This window comes from Limnohabitans sp. 2KL-51 (assembly GCF_003063645.1).
Classification (GTDB): Bacteria; Pseudomonadota; Gammaproteobacteria; order Burkholderiales; family Burkholderiaceae_C; genus Limnohabitans_A.
The window spans coordinates 181057-199462 of the sequence record NZ_NESJ01000006.1; the positions used below are offsets into that span (position 1 = coordinate 181057).

At 59.3% G+C, this 18406-nt stretch carries 21 protein-coding genes; 18 read left to right on the forward strand and 3 right to left on the reverse strand.

Annotation, left to right across the window (positions count from 1 at the left end):
- Positions 1–6: 6 nt before the first annotated feature.
- The 18 genes from plsX (at position 7) to B9Z49_RS08390 (ending at position 17193) form a co-directional block, all read left to right on the forward strand.
- Positions 7–1071 carry a phosphate acyltransferase PlsX gene (gene plsX, locus B9Z49_RS08305; protein ID WP_108352970.1) on the forward strand — a complete coding sequence of 355 codons (1065 nt, stop codon included), beginning with the start codon at positions 7–9 and terminating at the stop codon, positions 1069–1071.
- Positions 1068–2045, forward strand: a complete 978-nt coding sequence (locus B9Z49_RS08310) for a beta-ketoacyl-ACP synthase III (RefSeq protein ID WP_108352971.1) — start codon at positions 1068–1070, stop codon at positions 2043–2045. Before plsX ends, B9Z49_RS08310 begins: the two co-directional genes overlap by 4 nt.
- Positions 2046–2136: 91 nt before the next feature.
- Positions 2137–3087, forward strand: a complete 951-nt coding sequence (gene fabD / locus B9Z49_RS08315; protein ID WP_108352972.1) for an ACP S-malonyltransferase — start codon at positions 2137–2139, stop codon at positions 3085–3087.
- Positions 3084–3827 (forward strand): 3-oxoacyl-ACP reductase FabG, encoded by a 744-nt coding sequence (fabG, locus tag B9Z49_RS08320; protein WP_108352973.1) that lies wholly within the window; start codon positions 3084–3086, stop codon positions 3825–3827. The genes fabD and fabG overlap by 4 nt, the downstream gene beginning before the upstream one ends.
- A 62-nt stretch (positions 3828–3889) precedes the next feature.
- Positions 3890–4126 (forward strand): acyl carrier protein, encoded by a 237-nt coding sequence (acpP, locus tag B9Z49_RS08325; RefSeq protein ID WP_019427049.1) that lies wholly within the window; start codon positions 3890–3892, stop codon positions 4124–4126.
- 6 nt (positions 4127–4132) lie between these two features.
- Complete coding sequence (fabF, locus tag B9Z49_RS08330) at positions 4133–5377, forward strand: beta-ketoacyl-ACP synthase II (protein WP_108352974.1); 1245 nt, start codon at positions 4133–4135, stop codon at positions 5375–5377.
- 25 nt (positions 5378–5402) lie between these two features.
- Positions 5403–5897 (forward strand): hypothetical protein, encoded by a 495-nt coding sequence (locus B9Z49_RS08335; protein ID WP_108352975.1) that lies wholly within the window; start codon positions 5403–5405, stop codon positions 5895–5897.
- 121 nt (positions 5898–6018) lie between these two features.
- A complete protein-coding gene (locus B9Z49_RS08340; protein WP_108353046.1) occupies positions 6019–7443 on the forward strand; it encodes a DegQ family serine endoprotease in 1425 nt (474 codons plus the stop codon).
- Positions 7444–7935: 492 nt separating this feature from the next.
- A complete protein-coding gene (gene lepA / locus B9Z49_RS08345) occupies positions 7936–9744 on the forward strand; it encodes a translation elongation factor 4 (protein ID WP_108352976.1) in 1809 nt (602 codons plus the stop codon).
- Positions 9744–10709: a signal peptidase I gene (gene lepB, locus B9Z49_RS08350; RefSeq protein WP_108352977.1), complete on the forward strand. Its 966-nt coding sequence runs from the start codon at positions 9744–9746 to the stop codon at positions 10707–10709. Before lepA ends, lepB begins: the two co-directional genes overlap by 1 nt.
- A gap of 7 nt (positions 10710–10716) precedes the next feature.
- Positions 10717–11409, forward strand: a complete 693-nt coding sequence (rnc, locus tag B9Z49_RS08355) for a ribonuclease III (protein WP_369913499.1) — start codon at positions 10717–10719, stop codon at positions 11407–11409.
- Between the two features lie 50 nt (positions 11410–11459).
- Positions 11460–12461 (forward strand): GTPase Era, encoded by a 1002-nt coding sequence (era, locus tag B9Z49_RS08360; protein ID WP_369913503.1) that lies wholly within the window; start codon positions 11460–11462, stop codon positions 12459–12461.
- A gap of 11 nt (positions 12462–12472) precedes the next feature.
- Complete coding sequence (recO, locus tag B9Z49_RS08365; protein ID WP_108352978.1) at positions 12473–13219, forward strand: DNA repair protein RecO; 747 nt, start codon at positions 12473–12475, stop codon at positions 13217–13219.
- Entirely contained in the window at positions 13216–13977 is a 762-nt protein-coding gene (locus B9Z49_RS08370) for a pyridoxine 5'-phosphate synthase (RefSeq protein ID WP_108352979.1), read from the forward strand. Before recO ends, B9Z49_RS08370 begins: the two co-directional genes overlap by 4 nt.
- Positions 13974–14381 (forward strand): holo-ACP synthase, encoded by a 408-nt coding sequence (acpS, locus tag B9Z49_RS08375; protein ID WP_108352980.1) that lies wholly within the window; start codon positions 13974–13976, stop codon positions 14379–14381. The genes B9Z49_RS08370 and acpS overlap by 4 nt, the downstream gene beginning before the upstream one ends.
- A gap of 37 nt (positions 14382–14418) precedes the next feature.
- The gene (nagZ, locus tag B9Z49_RS08380) at positions 14419–15504 is read left to right on the forward strand and encodes a beta-N-acetylhexosaminidase (protein WP_108352981.1); all 1086 of its coding nucleotides are present in this window, start codon (positions 14419–14421) and stop codon (positions 15502–15504) included.
- A gap of 18 nt (positions 15505–15522) precedes the next feature.
- Positions 15523–15831, forward strand: a complete 309-nt coding sequence (locus B9Z49_RS08385) for a hypothetical protein (RefSeq protein WP_108352982.1) — start codon at positions 15523–15525, stop codon at positions 15829–15831.
- Positions 15832–16410: 579 nt separating this feature from the next.
- A complete protein-coding gene (locus B9Z49_RS08390) occupies positions 16411–17193 on the forward strand; it encodes an NAD-dependent protein deacylase (protein ID WP_108352983.1) in 783 nt (260 codons plus the stop codon).
- A gap of 47 nt (positions 17194–17240) precedes the next feature.
- Here the strand turns inward: B9Z49_RS08390 and B9Z49_RS08395 are convergent, their stop codons facing one another.
- The 3 genes from B9Z49_RS08395 to B9Z49_RS22370 all read right to left on the reverse strand — a co-directional run bounded on the left by B9Z49_RS08395 (position 17241) and on the right by B9Z49_RS22370 (position 18291).
- Positions 17241–17696: a type II toxin-antitoxin system VapC family toxin gene (locus B9Z49_RS08395; RefSeq protein WP_199225017.1), complete on the reverse strand. Its 456-nt coding sequence runs from the start codon at positions 17694–17696 to the stop codon at positions 17241–17243.
- Positions 17683–17928 (reverse strand): type II toxin-antitoxin system Phd/YefM family antitoxin, encoded by a 246-nt coding sequence (locus B9Z49_RS08400; protein WP_108352985.1) that lies wholly within the window; start codon positions 17926–17928, stop codon positions 17683–17685. The genes B9Z49_RS08395 and B9Z49_RS08400 overlap by 14 nt, the downstream gene beginning before the upstream one ends.
- Before the next feature lie 231 nt (positions 17929–18159).
- Positions 18160–18291, reverse strand: a complete 132-nt coding sequence (locus B9Z49_RS22370) for a hypothetical protein (RefSeq protein ID WP_255418877.1) — start codon at positions 18289–18291, stop codon at positions 18160–18162.
- Positions 18292–18406 lie beyond the last annotated feature (115 nt).

Genomic DNA, 18406 nt, shown 5'->3' on the forward strand with positions numbered 1-18406 from the left:
GATTCAATGACCTCGCCCACCCCGATCACTCTGGCTGTCGATTGTATGGGCGGCGACCACGGCCCACGCGTCACGCTGGCGGCCTGCCGACGTTTTCTGTCTACGCACTCGGATGCGCGCCTCTTGTTGGTGGGTCGAGCAGAGGAACTCGCTGGTTTTGCCGATCCCCGAGCCGAGGTAATAGGGGCCACCGAAGTGGTGGAGTCGGACGACTCGCTCGAAGTGGCTTTGCGTAAGAAAAAAGATTCCTCCATGCGTGTGGCCATTGAGCAGGTGCGCGATGGCAAGGCCGCCGCCGCTGTCTCTGCGGGCAACACGGGTGCCTTGATGGCCATTGCCCGTTATGTACTCAAGACCATGGACGGGATTGACCGTCCTGCCATTGCGGGCCAGATGCCCAACTTCAAGGGCGGCGGAACCACCATGCTCGATTTGGGCGCTAATGTGGACTGCACGCCCGAGCATTTGCTCCAATTTGCCGTCATGGGTTCAGCCTTGGTCTCTGTGCTGCAAAACAAGGACCAACCTTCGGTTGGTTTGCTCAACATTGGCGAAGAAGCCATCAAAGGCAATGAAATCATCAAAAAAACAGGCGAATTGCTGCGTTCTGCAGGCAACTCTGGAGATTTGAATTTTCATGGCAATGTGGAAGGCAATGACATTTTCAAGGGCACTGTGGACATTGTGGTTTGCGATGGCTTTGTCGGCAACGTGGCACTGAAGGCGAGTGAAGGCTTGGCCACCATGATTGGCGGCTTTTTGAAAAATGAGTTTTCTCGCAACATCTTCACCAAAATAGTTGCAATTTTGGCTTATCCAGTTCTATCTGCATTTAAAAATCGCGTCGACCACCGCCGATACAACGGCGCAGCATTGCTGGGTTTGCGCGGGCTGGTTTTTAAGAGCCACGGATCGGCAGACGAGATCGCTTTCGAGACGGCCTTGAACCGGGCTTATGATGCAGGCCGAAACCAATTGCTGGACCGCGTTCGTGAACGCATCGCGCATGCGGCCCCTTTGTTGATGGGAGCGCACGCCGAGCGGGCAGAACCAGCGGTCACCACACCATGAGAATTTATTCCCGCATTTTGGGCACCGGCAGCTACCTGCCGGAAAAACGCCTGACCAACGCAGACCTGGCGGCCGAACTGGCACAGCAGGGCGTTGAGACTTCTGACGACTGGATAGTCGAGCGCACAGGCATCCGTGCACGGCACTTTGCGGCCGACGAACAAGGCTGCAGCGATCTGGCCACTGAAGCCGCCCGCCAGGCACTCAGCGCGGCAGGCGTGGCTGCGCAAGACATTGACCTGATCATTGTGGCCACATCGACCCCCGAAATGGTGTTCCCGTCGGTGGCGACCATGGTTCAGCACAAACTGGGCGCAGCAGGTTGCCCCGCATTTGACGTCCAAGCCGTGTGCAGCGGCTTTGTTTATGCATTGACCGTTGCCGATTCGATGATCCAATCCGGTTCCGCCAAGCGGGCTTTGGTCATTGGCGCAGAAATTTTTAGCCGCATCCTCGACTTTAAAGACAGAACCACTTGTGTGTTGTTCGGCGACGGTGCAGGCGCGGTCGTGCTTGAAGCGTCTGAACAGCCCGGTATTTTGGCCACCGATTTGCATGCTGATGGCAAGTACAAAGACATTTTGTGCGTACCGGGGCACGTCAACCGGGGCGGCATTCTGGGCGATCCCGTGCTCAAGATGGACGGTCAGGCCGTGTTCAAACTCGCGGTTGGCGTGCTGGATGAAACCGCTCGCGCCAGCTTGGCCAAGGCCAACTTGACAGAAGCCGACATCGACTGGCTGATCCCGCACCAGGCCAACATCCGCATCATGCAAAGCACTGCGCGCAAGCTCAAGCTGGGCGCTGACAAGGTGGTGGTGACGGTGGATCAGCATGGCAACACCTCGGCCGCCTCGATTCCGCTGGCGCTGGACACTGCTGTTCGCGACGGGCGCATCCAGCGAGGCCAGACCCTCATGCTCGAAGGCGTGGGCGGTGGCTTCACTTGGGGCTCAGTCCTCTTGCGTTACTGATTCGCTGTTGATTTGACAGACCCGAGTCAGTGATGCACGGCACGCCCCATTTCACTTTCTCGGATTCTTTACAGATACCCAAAATTTGCACATGACCTCATTTGCGTTTGTTTTTCCCGGTCAGGGCTCCCAATCGGTGGGCATGTTGGACGCCTGGGGTGACCACCCTGTGGTGCTCGAAACCCTCAAAGAAGCCTCTGATGCCTTGGGCGAAGACATTGCCCAGTTGATCCGCGAAGGCCCCAAAGAAGCATTGGCCATGACCACCAACACCCAACCGGTGATGCTGGTGTCAGCGGTGGTGGCTTACCGCGCTTGGTTGGCAGAAGGCGGTGCCAAGCCATCGGTGGTGGCTGGCCACTCATTGGGCGAGTACAGCGCCCTGGTGGCTTCGGGTGTGTTGACACTGGCCCAAGCTGCGCCCTTGGTCCGCCTGCGCGCCGCTGCCATGCAAGAAGCTGTGCCCGTGGGCGTTGGGGCCATGGCCGCCATTTTGGGTTTGGCTTCGGACAAAGTCATCGCCGGCTGCCAGGAGGCGCAAGCCACTTTCCCGGCAGGCAGCGCCGAAGTGGTGCAAGCTGCGAACTTCAACGACGCAGCGCAAACCGTGATCGCCGGCAGCAAAGCCGCAGTGGACAAAGCCTGCGAAGTACTCAAAGGCATGGGCGCCAAGCGCGCGCTGATCTTGCCCGTGTCAGCCCCATTTCACTCGACTTTGATGAAGCCCGCCGCTGAAAAGCTACGCGAAAAACTGGCCATGCTGGCCTTGGGTGTGCCTCAGATCCCGGTGCTCAACAACATCGATGTGGCCATCGAAACTGAAGCTGACCGCATCCGCGATGCGCTGTACCGCCAGGCCTTTGGTCCGGTGCGCTGGGTCGAGTGCGTGCAGGCCATTAAGGCCCGTGGCGTGAATACCGTGGTCGAGTGCGGTCCTGGCAAAGTGCTTGCGGGCATGACCAAGCGAATTGACGCCGAACTGAATGGCGCGGCTCTGTACGACCCCACCACTCTGGCTGAAGTGAAAGGAATCCTGGCATGAGCGAAGCGCAACAACAAATTGCACTCGTCACCGGCGCATCTCGCGGCATCGGTGCATCGATTGCCCTGCATTTGGCCCAACAAGGCTATGTGGTGATTGGCACCGCCACCAGCGACGAAGGGGCTGCCAAGATCAGTCAGGCCCTGTCGGCCTTTTCCGGCAGTCGGGGGGCCAACCTGAATGTCAATGACGCCGACGCGGGCGCTGCTCTGATCGACGCCATTGTGAAAGAGCACGGCGGCTTGCAGGTGCTGGTCAACAACGCCGGCATCACCCGCGACAACCTGGCCATGCGCATGAAAGACGACGATTGGGATGCGGTGCTCGACACCAACCTCAAGGCGGTGTTCCGCATGAGCCGAGCCGTGATCCGTCCCATGATGAAGCAGCGCTATGGCCGCATCATCAGCATCACCAGCGTAGTGGGTGCATCGGGCAACCCGGGGCAGGCCAATTACGCCGCCGCCAAGGCGGGTGTCGCGGGCATGACCCGCGCGCTGGCCCGCGAGTTGGGCAGCCGCAACATCACCGTCAACTGTGTGGCCCCCGGTTTCATTGCCACTGACATGACGGCCAGTCTGCCCGAAGAACAGCACAAAGCCTTGTTGGGCCAGATTCCTCTGGGCCATTTGGGGCAACCCGATGACATCGCGCATGCGGTGGCCTACTTGGCTGGACCAGGTGCTGGCTATGTCACCGGACAGGAATTGCATGTCAATGGCGGCATGTTCATGGCCTGATTTCCGGACCCCCCTTCCGGACAGGTAAAATCTTCTTTTTTCACAACCCTCAGAGGGACCCCATGAGCGATATCGAAGCACGTGTCAAGAAAATCATTGCTGAGCAACTCGGCGTTGAAGAGTCACAAGTCACCAACGAAAAAGCCTTTGTGGCCGATCTGGGTGCCGACTCCCTGGACACGGTGGAACTGGTGATGGCACTCGAAGACGAGTTCGGCATCGAAATTCCTGACGAAGACGCAGAAAAAATCACCACGGTGCAAGCTGCGATCGACTACGCCCAAAGCAAGAAGGCCTGATCGACGATGTCCCGGCGCCGCGTTGTAGTCACGGGTTTGGGATGCGTCAGCCCCGTGGGCAACACGGTGTCTGAGGCGTGGTCCAACCTGCTTGCCGGCCAGTCCGGCATTGGTCCCATCACCCGATTTGACGCTTCGGCGATGTCTTGTCGGATTGTGGGAGAAGTCAAGAATTTTGACCTCGAGTCCTACATCAGCGCCAAGGAGGCGCGGACGATGGACCGATTCATACATTACGGCATTGCTGCAGCGGCTCAGGCAATTCAAGACGCCGGTTTGCCATCAGGCGACGCGCTGGGTGAAGAAGAGGCTTGTCGCACCGGTGTTGTGATTGGTTCAGGCATTGGCGGCTTGCCGCTGATCGAAGACACCCACATCGAGTACACGGCACGCGGTGCGCGCCGCATCTCCCCATTTTTTGTACCTGCCTCGATCATCAACATGATTTCGGGCCATGTGTCGATGCGCCATGGCTTTAAGGGCCCCAACCTGGCTGTAGTGACCGCGTGCACCACAGGCTTGCACAGCATTGGCGAAGCCGGCCGCTTGATCGAATACGGCGATGCCGACGTGATGATCGCAGGGGGTTCTGAAGGCACCGTTTCGCCGTTGGGTGTGGGTGGCTTTGCCGCCATGCGCGCCTTGTCGACCCGCAACGACGATCCCACAGCAGCCTCCCGTCCTTGGGACAAAGACCGCGATGGTTTTGTGCTGGGTGAAGGCGCAGGTGTCATGGTGCTTGAAGAGTACGAACACGCCAAGGCCCGTGGCGCCAAAATCTATGCCGAGCTGTCGGGCTATGGCATGAGTGCTGACGCCGGTCACATGACCGCGCCCAGCATGGACGGCCCCCGCCGCGCCATGATCAACGCCATGCGCAATGCAGGCATCAATGCCGACCAGATCGATTACCTGAACGCACACGGCACCTCCACGCCGCTAGGTGACATCAACGAAACCAATGCCATTAAGGCGGCTTTGGGCGACCATGCGTACAAAACCGTGGTCAGCTCCACCAAGTCCATGACCGGTCACCTGTTGGGTGGTGCGGGCGGCATTGAGAGCGTGTTCACCGTGCTGGCGCTGCACCATCAAAAAGTGCCGCCGACCATCAACCTGGTCAACCCCGACCCGGAGTGCGATCTGGACTACTGTGCCAACACCGCACGCGACCTCAAAATTGATGTGGCTTTGAAGAACAATTTCGGTTTTGGCGGCACCAACGGCTCTTTGGTTTTCAAACGCCTCTGACAGCCCATCAGGCAAGGTTCAAGCCATGTACAACGCCCCGCCTGTGGTTTACCCGGTGGGGCGTTTTGCTTTAGGCCGCATTTTGCTGGTGGCCGTCTGCGGGCTTTCGGCTGTGGGCATGGTCAGCTGGCAAATGCAAACGCTGGTCTCAGGCCCCAAGTTGTGGGCCGGTTGGTTGATGTGGGCCACATGCGCTGTGTCCGCTACGCTTTGGGCTCCCAGGCAAGCACTGACCCATGGGCGTTTGGGCTGGAGCGGCGATATCTGGTTTTGGCAAGCCGATGCAGACACGGTTGACTCAACCCAGCCCGTAGCCGTCTCGGTGGGCCTGGACACCGGCCAAGGCCTGTTGTTGTGGGTCCAGCCACTGGACGAGCGGGGCCGTGCTCAGGGTCGACGGGCCAGCGCCTGGTTACAGGCGGGCGCGATGCCCTCAAAGTGGCACGGATTTAGATGCGCTGTATATTCGCGCCCGAAGACGGTGGCGTTGTCAGATGGGAGATCGCAAGAGGGTGTTTGAGGTGGCTTGAAATGGCCGCTTTCACCCGCATGTGTCATAGCGCTTAAATCCGGTTTAGACCGACACAAGGAGGCTTTTTGTGCTGAACAACAAATGGACGAGGACGGCCGCATCGGCCTACATGGTCACTGCACTGCTGACAGGATGGGCCATGGTGTCCACATCTGCAGCCTTGGCGCAAGCCCCGGCTGCTGTGGTGCGTGGCTTGCCCGACTTCACTGATTTGGTGGAGCAGGTTGGGCCCTCGGTGGTGAACATCCGAACCCTTGAAAAAGTGCGCCCCAGCACGCCCGGCGCTGGCGGGCAGGACGAAGAGATGCAGGAGCTGTTTCGCCGCTTTTTTGGGGTTCCCATGCCCAACGCACCACGCCAGAGTCCTCGGCAAAACCGGCCCGAGCAAGAAGCCCAACCCCGGGGCGTGGGTTCAGGTTTCATCCTGAGCGCTGATGGTTACATCATGACCAACGCGCACGTGGTCGAAGGGGCTGATGAGGTGATGGTGACCTTGACCGACAAACGCGAATTCAAGGCGCGCATTGTGGGTGCCGACAAGCGCACCGATGTGGCGGTTGTGAAAATCCAGGCCACGGGTCTGCCCGCAGTCAAGGTGGGCGATGTCAGCCGCCTGCGTGTGGGCGAGTGGGTTATGGCCATCGGTTCGCCCTTTGGTCTAGAGAACACCGTGACGGCAGGTATTGTCAGCGCCAAGCAGCGCGATACCGGTGACTACTTGCCCTTCATTCAGACCGATGTGGCGATCAACCCCGGCAACTCTGGCGGCCCGTTGATCAATATGCGTGGTGAAGTGGTGGGCATCAACAGCCAGATCTACTCCCGCTCGGGGGGCTTCATGGGCATTTCTTTTGCCATTCCCATGGACGAGGCCATGCGGGTCAGTGAGCAGCTGAGGTCCTCGGGCCGGGTCAGCCGCGGCCGCATTGGGGTTCAAATTGCGCCAGTGACCAAAGAGGTGGCCGAGTCCATTGGTTTGGGCAAAGCGCAAGGCGTGCTGGTGCGCGGCGTGGAAGAAGGTTCTCCTGCCGAAAAAGCCGGCATCGAGGCGGGTGACATCATCACCCGTTTTGATGGCAAGCCGATTGAAAAACCCGCTGATTTGCCCCGCGCGGTGGGCAACACGAAACCCGGCAGCCAAGTGGCGCTGACGGTGTTCCGCCGAGGCGCAACCCAGGACCTGAAGGTTACTGTGGCCGAAATCGAGCCAGAAAAAGTGGCTACGGCTGCACCCGAGAAAAAAGCCCCGCCCGTCAAGATCGCCCACTTGGGTCTGAGCTTGAGTGACTTGAGCGAGGCCCAAAAGAAAGAAGCGCGTGTTCGTTCAGGTGTACGGGTCGACGCCGCAGTGGAAGCCGCAGCACGGGCCGGCATTCGCGAGGGCGACTTGATCCTGGCCGTGGCCAACACCGACGTCAGCTCGGTTCAGGTGTTTGAATCGCTGATGGCGCGCATCGACAAGACCAGGCCAGTCAGCGTACTGATCCGTCGGGGTGATGGGGCGCAGTACGTGCTGATTCGACCTGCCCCTTGATGGATTGCAAGCCTGGCAACCTTGAAACCCCTGTGGTTTTGGGGTTGTTGGGTCCAAACGTCATTTTTTAAGAGGGTGGGGCAGCGCTTAAAAATATTTGTGAAGTTTGTATTCGCTAACATATTTGGGGTCTCATGCCGAATTTGGATAAAATCAACCGTCTTGAACCGCCATTCATGGCATATAGAGCAGGTCTTGATTCACCATGCGGGATTTGCCGTATGTGTCCACCGACGATCCACAGACAGCCCACAAGTTGTTCACCCGCTTGCAGTGTCAATTGTGGATAAGTTGTTGATAAGTTTCATGTTGCATAGCAGCAACGACCTGCCTAACCCGGTAGCGGGGCTGTGCGATTGGGCCAATTTGCCTACAATGAAGTCCCAACTATCGCAGTTGCCATTGATTGTTGGTTCAGGGCGCGTCACCACCAGACGCGCCCTTTTTTCTTTTCCGGATCGTTGATCCACAAACACTTGCAGAACTTCCTTGATGAATCACATCAGAAATTTTTCGATCATTGCCCACATCGACCATGGCAAATCCACGCTGGCCGATCGCTTGATTCAACACTGTGGTGGCTTGGATGCGCGCGACATGCAAGCGCAGGTGTTGGACTCGATGGACATCGAAAAAGAGCGTGGTATCACCATCAAGGCGCAAACGGCTGCGCTGCAATACAAAGCCCTGGATGGTCAGGTGTACAACCTCAACCTGATCGACACGCCGGGTCATGTGGACTTCTCTTATGAAGTGAGCCGCTCGTTGTCGGCCTGCGAAGGCGCTTTGCTGGTGGTCGATGCCAGCCAGGGCGTGGAAGCGCAGACCGTGGCCAACTGCTACACCGCGCTCGACTTGGGTGTGGAGGTGGTGCCGGTGCTCAACAAGATGGACCTGCCCAATGCAGATCCCGAAAACGCACGCACCGAAGTCGAAGATGTGATTGGCATCGACGCGACCGATGCGATTCCCTGCTCGGCCAAGACCGGCATGGGCATTGAAGAAATCCTCGAGGCTGTGGTGGCCCGCATTCCGGCGCCCAAAGGCAACCCGGATGCGCCGCTGCGCGCCATGATCATCGACAGCTGGTTCGACACCTATGTGGGTGTGGTCATGCTGGTGCGTGTGGTCGATGGCCAGTTGCTCAAAAACGAGCGCATCCGCATGATGGCCAGCAACGCAGTTTATGAAGCGGGCAGCTTGGGCGTTTTCACTCCTGCCAACCAGCCCCGCGAATCGCTCAAGGCGGGCGAAGTGGGTTACATCATCGCGGGCATCAAGGAACTGCAGGCGGCCAAAGTGGGCGACACGGTCACTCTGGAAAAAAAGCTCCCCAACAACGCGGGCCCCGCCACTGAAGCTTTGCCGGGTTTCAAAGAAATCCAGCCCCAGGTGTTTGCGGGCTTGTACCCGACTGAGGCCAACCAATACGATGGCCTGCGCGACGCGCTGGAAAAGCTCAAGCTCAACGATGCGTCCTTGCATTACGAGCCCGAAGTCTCGCAGGCGCTGGGCTTTGGCTTTCGTTGCGGCTTTCTGGGCTTGTTGCACATGGAAATCGTGCAAGAGCGCCTCGAGCGCGAGTTTGACCAAGACCTGATCACCACCGCGCCCAGCGTGGTTTACCAAGTGGTCCAGCCGGGTGGCGAAGTCGTCATGGTCGAAAACCCTTCCAAAATGCCCGACCAAGGCAAGCTTCAAGAAATCCGCGAGCCCATCGTCACGGTGCACCTTTACATGCCGCAAGACTATGTGGGCCCGGTGATGACGCTGGCCAACTTGAAACGTGGTGTTCAGCTCAACATGGCTTACCACGGTCGTCAGGTCATGTTGACCTACGAAATGCCTCTGGGCGAGATCGTGTTGGATTTCTTTGACAAACTCAAATCGGTCAGTAGGGGCTATGCCTCGATGGACTACGAGTTCAAGGAATTTCGGGCCTCTGATGTGGTGAAGGTTGACATTTTGCTCAACGGTGAGAAGGTCGATGCACTCTCAATCATCGTCCACCGTTCACAGTCTCAGTACCGGGGGCGCGCCGTGGTGGCCAAGATGCGCGAGATCATCAGCCGCCAGATGTTCGATGTGGCGATTCAGGCCGCCATTGGGGCCAACATCATTGCCCGAGAAAGCATCAAAGCCTTGCGCAAAAACGTGCTGGCCAAGTGCTACGGTGGCGACATCTCGCGCAAACGCAAACTGCTTGAAAAGCAAAAAGCGGGTAAAAAGCGTATGAAACAAATTGGCTCGGTCGAGGTGCCCCAAGAGGCATTCTTGGCCATTTTGCAGGTGGAAGATTGATGCAATTTTTAACGTCTTTGGTGCTGGCCACTTTTGTAGGCTATGCCGGTGCTTGGTATCTGGGTTACCTTGAGGGCAACTTCGCTTTGCTTTTGCTGATGGCCACCGTGGTCACAGGCATCTACTGGCTGGCCGAGCGCTTCGTGTTTTTGCCGCAACGGCAAAAAGCTGCGGCGCAGCTCGAAACCGAAACTGCCCAGCGCCGCGCCGAGTTGTCCAAAATGGGCATCGACAAGGTGGACACCGACATCCACGAGTCCCGCGAGAAGCTGCTCATGCAGCCCTGGTGGCTGGACTGGACGGCGGGGCTCTTCCCCGTCATCGTGGTGGTGTTTGTGCTCCGTTCATTTCTGTTCGAGCCTTTCAAAATTCCCTCGGGCTCCATGATCCCGACGCTGCACATCGGCGACCTGATTTTGGTGAACAAATTCCATTACGGCATCCGCCTGCCCGTGGCCAACACCAAGCTCACCGAAGGCGCGCCCGTGCAGCGCGGTGATGTGATGGTGTTTCGTTACCCGCCCAAACCCAGCGTGGACTACATCAAACGTGTGGTCGGTTTGCCAGGTGACGAGGTCGCTTACTTGAACAAAAGCCTGACGATCAACGGCAAACCAGTGCCCACCGAAGTGCTGCCCGACTTTTTTGATGAATCCACCATGCGCTATTCCAAGCAGCGCCGTGAAACACTCGGGGCCAAACCGCACCAAACGCTGCAAGACGATGACCGTCCGGCCTTTGTGCCCGGCGCCGACCAGTTTACCGGACGCGAAAACTGCAACTACACCGTCGAAGGCGTGACCTGCAAGGTGCCCGCAGGCCACTACTTCATGATGGGGGACAACCGTGACAATTCACTGGATTCGCGCTACTTTGGTTTTGTGCCCGACGCCAACATCGTGGGCAAAGCTTTCTTCGTGTGGATGAACTTCGGCAACCTCAAGCGCATTGGCGCTTTTGACTGAGGTGGGCGTGGCAACTTCCCCCGTTTTGTCCGAATTGCAAGTTCGGCTGGGTTATGCCTTTCGCCAGCAGGGCTTGTTGCAGCAAGCGGTGACGCACCGCAGCTTCAGCGCAGATCATAACGAGCGCCTGGAGTTTTTGGGTGACTCGGTGCTGAACCTGTCGGTGGCGAACCTGCTGTATGTACAACTGGCCAGCTTGCCTGAAGGCGATTTGTCGCGCGTGCGGGCCAACTTGGTCAAGCAAGACACCTTGCACCAACTGGCCAAAACCCTGGATTTGCCTGTCGTGATGCGCTTGGGCGAGGGCGAGATGCGCTCAGGTGGTCAAAACCGCCCGTCCATCCTGGCCGATGCCTTGGAAGCCATCATCGGTGCGGTGTACCTGGACGGCGGCTACAAGGATGCTCAAGACTTGGTCGAGCGATTGTTTGCCCAAGTGGACATCAAGCCCGATATGCAGGCGGTGGGCAAAGACCCCAAGACCGAACTGCAAGAGTGGCTGCAAGGGCGCAAGCTCGCGTTGCCCAAGTACACCGTTGTCGGTACCTCCGGGGCGGCGCATCGACAGCAATTTGAGGTCTCCTGTGAGGTCACCGAATTGCGCCAAACCCAGCAAGGCTCGGGCGCTTCGCGTCGGGCTGCTGAACAAGCAGCGGCAGCCGCCATGCTGCAGACCCTGAAATCTGAAAGCGCCGCATGAGCACCGACAAAAAAACGCCTGAAACTGAACGCACGCCGCAAGAGCAAACCATGCGCCGCCCCGTTCAAATCGCGGGTGTGACGATCCAGCCACGCGATGCCTCAGAAGACGCCGCCTTGCCGCCCGTCGCTGCTGTCCCCGCGCCTGTACCGGTGGAAGGCCAGCGCTGCGGCTTGGTGGCCATTGTGGGCAAACCCAACGTGGGCAAGTCGACTTTGCTCAACGCCTTGGTGGGTCAAAAAATCAGCATCACTTCGCGCAAAGCACAAACCACGCGCCACCGCATCACCGGCATCCGCACCCAGGGCGCTGCCCAGTATGTGTTTGTGGACACCCCGGGTTTCCAGACCATTCACGGCACCGCACTCAACAAGTCGCTCAACAAGACCGTGGTCGGCGCGGTGAGTGATGTGGACTTGGTTTTGTTTGTGGTCGAGGCGGGCAGCTTCACCACGGCAGACGCCAAAGTGCTGGCGCTGCTCAAGCCCGGCATTCCGGTTTTGCTGGTGGCCAACAAACTCGACAACGTGCACCGACGTGGCGACATCGCGCCCTGGCTGCAAAGCATGCAAGAGCGCCACGCCTTCACCGAGTTTGTGCCCATGTCGGCCAAGCAACCCAAAGACATCGAACGCCTGCTCGGCATTTGCGAAAAATACCTGCCTGAGCAGCCCTGGTGGCATGCCGAAGATGAACTCACCGATCGCAGCGAGAAATTCCTCGCCAGCGAAATGGTGCGCGAAAAGCTCTTCCGCCTGACGGGCGACGAGCTGCCTTACACCTCCACCGTGGTGATCGACAAGTTCGAAGAAGAAGCCGGTCGCACTGCCAAGCGCATGCTGCGCATCGCGGCCACCATCGTGGTCGAGCGCGAAGGCCACAAGGCCATGGTGATCGGTGATAAGGGCGAAAAGCTCAAGCGCATCGGCACCGAAACCCGTGTGGAGCTGGAAAAGCTGCTGGACGCCAAGGTGTTCATAGAGCTGTGGGTCAAAGTACGCTCGGGCTGGGCCGACGACGAAGCCCGTGTGCGCAGTTTCGGTTACGAGTAACGCCTGCTTCAATGGCCACCAAGCGGATCGCAGACGAGCCAGCCTATGTGCTGCACCGCTACGACTGGAGCGAAACCAGTTTGATCTTGGAAGTCTTCACCCGCCACCATGGCCGGGTGGCCTTGGTGGCCAAAGGGGCCAAGCGGCCCACCTCCAGCTTCCGCCCGGTACTCTTGCCGCTGCAGCCTTTGTCGCTGGCCTTTGGGGGCGATGGTGACATCCGCACCCTCAAGTCGGCCGAATGGGTGGGCGGCCACGTCATGCCCACGGGCGAGGCGCTGCTGTCGGGTTATTACCTCAATGAGTTGCTGATGCGCCTGACGGCCCGCGACGACCCGCACCCCGCTTTGTTCGAGGTCTATGCCGCTGCCGTGCGCCTGCTGGCCAGTGGTGACCCGGACGCCCTGCAATGGGCCTTGCGTGGCTTTGAATTGCTGCTGCTGCGCGAAATGGGTTTGCTGCCCCCCCTGAACCAACAAACCCTGACCCTCAAGCCTTTGTCGCCTAAGGACAGTTATGCGCTTGTGCCCGAGGCGGGGCTGCAGTGGGTCAGCGATGACCGCCAAGCCCTGCGCGGCGAGCAATGGCTGGCACTGCACGCGGCGCTGGCGTCGCCCAGTCCTTTTGCCGCCTTGCTGCGCGAGTGCGCCGACCTGCTGGTGCTGCTGCAGCGCCCCTTGCGCCTCTTGCTCAACTACCATTGTGGTGTGGGCGCTTTGCGCACACGCCAAATGATGCTGGACTTGCAAACTTTATGAACACCTCCGCGACCCCTTCTTCCCAAGGCGTGGCCCTTTCGGTCAACGTCAACAAAGTCGCGTTGCTGCGAAACTCGCGCCACCTGGGCATCCCCAGCGTAACGCGCGCGGCCGAGCTCTGTCTGCAAGCGGGTGCGCAAGGCATCACCATCCACCCCCGGCCCGATGAGCGCCACATACGCGCCAGTGACGTGCCCGAGCTCCACGCCCTCATGAAGGCCTGGCCCGAGCGCGAGTTCAACATCGAAGGCAACCCCTTTCACAACCTGATGGACCATGTGCGTGCCGTGCGCCCGCACCAAGTGACCTTTGTGCCCGACAGCGAAGGCCAGTTCACCAGCGACCATGGCTGGGCCTTCCCGCAGGACGCCGAGCGCCTCAAACCCTTGATCGACGAATGCAAGGCCCTGGGCGTGCGTGTGAGCCTGTTCATGGACCCGATCCCAGAACAAATGGCCGCTGCCCGCGCCGTGGGCGCCGACCGGGTGGAGCTCTACACCGAGCCCTATGCCGCGACTTGGGGTACGCCAGAGAATGCCGCGCAGCTGCAACGTTATGCAGATGCGGCCGTGGCCGCCGCACAAGCAGGTTTGGGCCTGAATGCAGGCCACGACCTCAACCGCGACAACCTGCCCGCCTTTGTGGCCGCCGTCAAAGGGCTGCAAGAAGTCTCGATTGGCCACGCCTTCATGGCCGACGCGCTGGAGATGGGTTACACCGCCACAGTGCAGGCGTATTTGGCTTGCCTGAACCCATGATCTACGGCATCGGCACCGACATCTGCGACATCCGCCGCATCCGGGCCAGCCTGGACAAGCACGGCGAGCGTTTTGCCGCCAAGGTGCTGTCCGACGCCGAAATGGCCACTTGGAAGGCCCGCAGCGCCCGCTGGCCCGAGCGCGGTGTGCGCTATCTGGCCACCCGTTTCTCGGCCAAAGAAGCGTTCAGCAAGGCGATTGGTCTGGGCATGCGCATGCCCATGACTTGGCGATTGTGCGAGGTGGCCAAGCTGCCCAGTGGTCAGCCGGTCATCGTGCTGCATGGGGTTCTTAAAGATTGGTTTGAAGCCAAAAACCTCAGCGCCCACATCACCGTGACCGACGAATCCGAATACGCCGCCAGCTTTTGCGTGGTCGAAACCCAAAGCCCTCCGCGCCCTTGATTTGCCGCGCTGGCGCCCCACATGGAATCCACACCTCATGACACTGCACGCCCCCCTGATCATTGACATTGCTGGCACCACCTTGACCGAGGTGGACCGCCGCCGCTTGGCCCACCCCTTGGTGGGCGGCATGATTTTGTTTGGCCGCAACTGGCAAAGCCGTGCACAACTCACCGAGCTGTGTGCCGAGATCAAAAACATCCGAGCCGACCTCTTGATCGCGGTCGATCATGAAGGTGGCCGGGTGCAGCGCTTTCGCAACGACGGCTTCACCCATTTGCCACCCATGCGTGCCCTGGGCGAACTGTGGTCGCAAGACGACAAGGGCCAGCCCGGCTCCGGCGTGCTCAAGGCCTGCGAAGCGGTCACCTCGGCGGGCTTTGTGCTGGCCAGCGAGCTGCGTGCTTGTGGTGTGGACTTCAGCTTCACGCCTGTGCTGGATCTGGACCATGGCGAGAGTGGCGTGATCGGCGACCGCGCTTTTGCGCGGGACCCGCGTGTGGTGAGCTTGCTGGCCCGCAGCCTGATGCAAGGCCTGCTGCAAGCGGGCATGGGCAACTGCGGCAAACATTTCCCGGGGCACGGCGCCGTCAAGGCCGACTCGCATGTGGCACTGCCGGTGGACAAACGCGGCCTCAAAACCATTTTGGCTGACGATGCACAGCCTTACCAATGGCTCACCAGTGTGCTCACGGCCGTGATGCCTGCCCATGTGATCTACAGCAAGGTGGACAGCCGTCCAGCGGGCTTTTCACCGCGCTGGCTGCAAGACATTTTGCGGGCTCAGCTGGGTTTCCAAGGTGTGGTCTGCACCGACGACCTGTCGATGGCCGCTGCACGTCAGCTGGAGGGGCAAACCCTCAGCTACACCCAGGCCGTCATCACCGCGCTGCACGCGGGCTGCGACCTGGCCTTGCTGTGCAACCGCTCGGCCGTGAACGGTGGCGCCGAGCTGGACGAGGTGCTCGACCAACTGGCCGAAGCCCAACTCAAGGGCCACTGGACCCCCAGTGAGATCAGCGAAGAGCGGCGCCTGAACCTCTTGCCCCGATCTCCCGCCCGACACTGGGACGAACTGGTGCGCTCGGCCGATTACATGCAGGCGCTTGACCGTCTGCCTTGACCTGAACAGGACCTTTGGATGAACTGGATCGCCAAAATTTTCATGGCCCTGCTCGGGCTGGCCTTTCTGGTGGCCTTGCTCTTTGGCGTGGCCTGCTACACCGTTTATGCCACGCTGCGTTGGCTGTTGACGGGTCGCAAGCCCCAGGTGGTGCTGGTCTGGCAACAGTTCAGCGCCATGCGCCAGAACTTCAAGCAAGGCGGCTTTCGTGCCGGGCCTTCGCAGGGCTTTGAAGGCCACAATGGGCGCCAAAGCGCCCACGATGACCAGGTGGTAGACGTTGAAGTGCGCGAGGTGGTGGAAGACGCGCCGCGCTTGCCGCGCTGAGGTGTGGCCATGAATGGCTTCGCTTCCGTTACAGATTAGGGATCGCCATAGCGTCACTCCGATGAGCACAACAACGTTGCCTGAAGGCTGCCATACCGTCACTGCGAGGAGCGCAGCGACGTCGCGAGAAGTTAGAAGGTCGCCATACCGAAACTGCGATGAGCACAACAACGTGGCCAGATGACTGCCATGCCGTCACTGCGAGGAGCGCAGCGACGTGGCAGTCCATGGTCACGATCTTGGTCAGTTCATCAGTTTCTGGATACGGTCTGCTTGCAGGCCAAGGGCCGTTCTAGCGGATCACTTTTCCGGTTTGCCACCTCTGGCAATTAGCTGCCCGAATCGAACACCCTGCGAGGTGAATACAAAAAACGGGATTTTCAACAAGACCACTTGAAGATGTGTGGTCTGCAGTGTTGACCTTACGCTGTTGGATGCGACGTTTGAGGCAAAGCTGCCCATCCAAGCCGCCGCAATTTAGAGGTTCTCAAAGAGTTGCATAGAGCTGATTCAAACCGCAGGCGACGCATTGTGTCGCACCGGTTTTTAAACTTCAATGTCGCTCAACAAGGAATCATCATGGACACCACGGCACTTCAAAAAATCGCAGACCAATTGATCCAGGCACGTCGCATCGTCGTCTTCACCGGCGCAGGCATGTCGGCAGAAAGCGGCATTGCCACCTTCCGCGACAAGCCCGACAGCCTGTGGGCCAAGTTCAACACCCGCGAAATGGCTTCACCCGCAGGTTGGCGAGAAGACAAGTACCGCGTTTGGGCCTGGTACGAAGGCCGTCGCGGCGCTGTGCTTGAAACCCAGCCACACGCAGGGCACATAGCGGTGGCTCAATTGGCCGACACATTGCGCAGCGTCCATGGTCATGCCGTTCAGGTGGATGTGGTCACGCAAAACGTGGACAACTTGCACGAACGCGCAGGAAGCTCGAGCGTCATTCACTTGCATGGCAGTTTGTTTGCGCCGCGCTGTGCTGCCTGCGCCCGCCCGGGTGAATTTGCGCCAGGGCTGCCAGATCAGACCTTGACGCATTTGGACCCACCGGAATGCCAGCACTGCGGTGGCTACATCCGCCCCGGCGTGGTCTGGTTCGGCGAGTCCATGCCGGAAAAAGAATTTCGCATGGCCGAAGACCTGGTGGACACCTGCAATGCCATGCTGGTCATTGGCACATCGGGTGTGGTGTTCCCTGCGGCTGAGCTGCCGATCAATGCCCACCAATTGGGCAAGTTCGTGGCCGAGATCAACCCTGATAGATCAGAAGTGTCGGGCTACACCACGGTGGAATGCCGAGCCAAAGCCGCGCAGGGCTTGCCCCAATTGCTGGACATGCTGAAGAACCGTTGATGAGACAGGCGCAGGCACCTGCGCCCAATTTGAAGTGGATCCAGTGCTCAGCCTGGCAGATCAACCAATGGGTCAAGGCATGTCACGCCCAGCGGCGCAAAGTGCTTGAGGTTGCAAGTGAGCAGCACCAAGCCAGCATGCTGTGCCAATGCGGCAATGGCCACATCGGCAAAGCCGGGATGACGTCCTTGGGCCATGGCGGCATCTGATATTTGTCCAGCCAATCGGGCTGCTGCGGCGTCCAGTGGCAAGATGCGGTCAGCATAGGCCGCCAGCAGACCATCTAACCAGCGGTCCAGGCGGTCGGCCCTGTCCGCACTACCGTTGCGTCGCAACTTACCAATGCCTTGCGCCATTTCAGCAACAGCAATGGCGGGCAAAAACAATTGCTGGTGGTGTGCCTGAAGCCATTGCCCAAAGGGGCTGGGCACAAAAGCCTCTCGCCCCGGGGCCAAGACCGACACCACGCTGGTGTCGAGCAGATAACCCTTAGTCAAAGTCAATACCCCTCAATGGCGTGTTGTCGCGCTCGGTCTCTAAGGGTTCTGGCAGTGCGAGCAGGTAGTTGGCCAAGTTGGGCATCTCCAGCGGGTAAAGACGAGCCCCGTCAGCCACGGGCACAATCATGGCGCAGGGTTGCCCATGCCGACTGACCAAGGTGGGGCGGCCTTTTTCAGCCGCCGCCACCAAGGCAGAAAAGCTGGCCTTGGCATCGCGAATTTGCACAGTTTCCATGAGATTGCTCTTTGTAACTACATGTGGTCATTTTAGATGTGGGTTCTTGCCAAGTCAATGCACGCAATAGCCGCCTGCATGCGTATGCGAGCCGAAGTGTTGGCCGAATGCACTTGCATCCGCGGTGGCGAAAAGTTGCGAAGGTGAACGTGTTGATTGGCTTTGAAAACTGAGCCACTGGGGATGCGGCTAAAAACTTGGACTACCTGGAGGCTCAGTTTGTCTGGCTAATCAACAACCAGAGCCACGTCTTGGCCGAGCTGGAGGCACCGTGGCCATCACCGCCAGATTGATCTGGCGCAGTTCATGAAGTTCCTGCGGAGTCAGGTCGAAAACGGTGCGAAGGCGTGTCTTGGTCGTCATGAATGCTCCTTGTTGATGAGCATTCAGTGTCGGATCGAGTGCGACAGGATGTGTCGCAAGCAACATGTTTCCTGATCATGCGGTCAACGCCCTGTCTGCGTTGACCATGCTCAGG

Bases quoted from the DNA above. Each gene is read 5' to 3' on its own strand.
- B9Z49_RS08400 (WP_108352985.1), bottom strand. From the start codon at position 17,928: ATGGAAACTGTGCAAATTCGCGATGCCAAGGCCAGCTTTTCTGCCTTG.
- B9Z49_RS08385 (WP_108352982.1), top strand. From the start codon at position 15,523: ATGAACTGGATCGCCAAAATTTTCATGGCCCTGCTCGGGCTGGCCTTT.
- nagZ (WP_108352981.1), top strand. From the start codon at position 14,419: ATGACACTGCACGCCCCCCTGATCATTGACATTGCTGGCACCACCTTG.
- fabD (WP_108352972.1), top strand. From the start codon at position 2,137: ATGACCTCATTTGCGTTTGTTTTTCCCGGTCAGGGCTCCCAATCGGTG.
- era (WP_369913503.1), top strand. From the start codon at position 11,460: ATGCGCCGCCCCGTTCAAATCGCGGGTGTGACGATCCAGCCACGCGAT.
- B9Z49_RS08390 (WP_108352983.1), top strand. From the start codon at position 16,411: ATGGACACCACGGCACTTCAAAAAATCGCAGACCAATTGATCCAGGCA.
- recO (WP_108352978.1), top strand. From the start codon at position 12,473: ATGGCCACCAAGCGGATCGCAGACGAGCCAGCCTATGTGCTGCACCGC.
- fabF (WP_108352974.1), top strand. From the start codon at position 4,133: ATGTCCCGGCGCCGCGTTGTAGTCACGGGTTTGGGATGCGTCAGCCCC.
- B9Z49_RS08335 (WP_108352975.1), top strand. From the start codon at position 5,403: ATGTACAACGCCCCGCCTGTGGTTTACCCGGTGGGGCGTTTTGCTTTA.
- lepA (WP_108352976.1), top strand. From the start codon at position 7,936: ATGAATCACATCAGAAATTTTTCGATCATTGCCCACATCGACCATGGC.
- B9Z49_RS08310 (WP_108352971.1), top strand. From the start codon at position 1,068: ATGAGAATTTATTCCCGCATTTTGGGCACCGGCAGCTACCTGCCGGAA.
- plsX (WP_108352970.1), top strand. From the start codon at position 7: ATGACCTCGCCCACCCCGATCACTCTGGCTGTCGATTGTATGGGCGGC.
- B9Z49_RS22370 (WP_255418877.1), bottom strand. From the start codon at position 18,291: ATGACGACCAAGACACGCCTTCGCACCGTTTTCGACCTGACTCCGCAG.
- acpS (WP_108352980.1), top strand. From the start codon at position 13,974: ATGATCTACGGCATCGGCACCGACATCTGCGACATCCGCCGCATCCGG.
- fabG (WP_108352973.1), top strand. From the start codon at position 3,084: ATGAGCGAAGCGCAACAACAAATTGCACTCGTCACCGGCGCATCTCGC.
- lepB (WP_108352977.1), top strand. From the start codon at position 9,744: ATGCAATTTTTAACGTCTTTGGTGCTGGCCACTTTTGTAGGCTATGCC.
- acpP (WP_019427049.1), top strand. From the start codon at position 3,890: ATGAGCGATATCGAAGCACGTGTCAAGAAAATCATTGCTGAGCAACTC.
- B9Z49_RS08370 (WP_108352979.1), top strand. From the start codon at position 13,216: ATGAACACCTCCGCGACCCCTTCTTCCCAAGGCGTGGCCCTTTCGGTC.
- B9Z49_RS08340 (WP_108353046.1), top strand. From the start codon at position 6,019: ATGGTCACTGCACTGCTGACAGGATGGGCCATGGTGTCCACATCTGCA.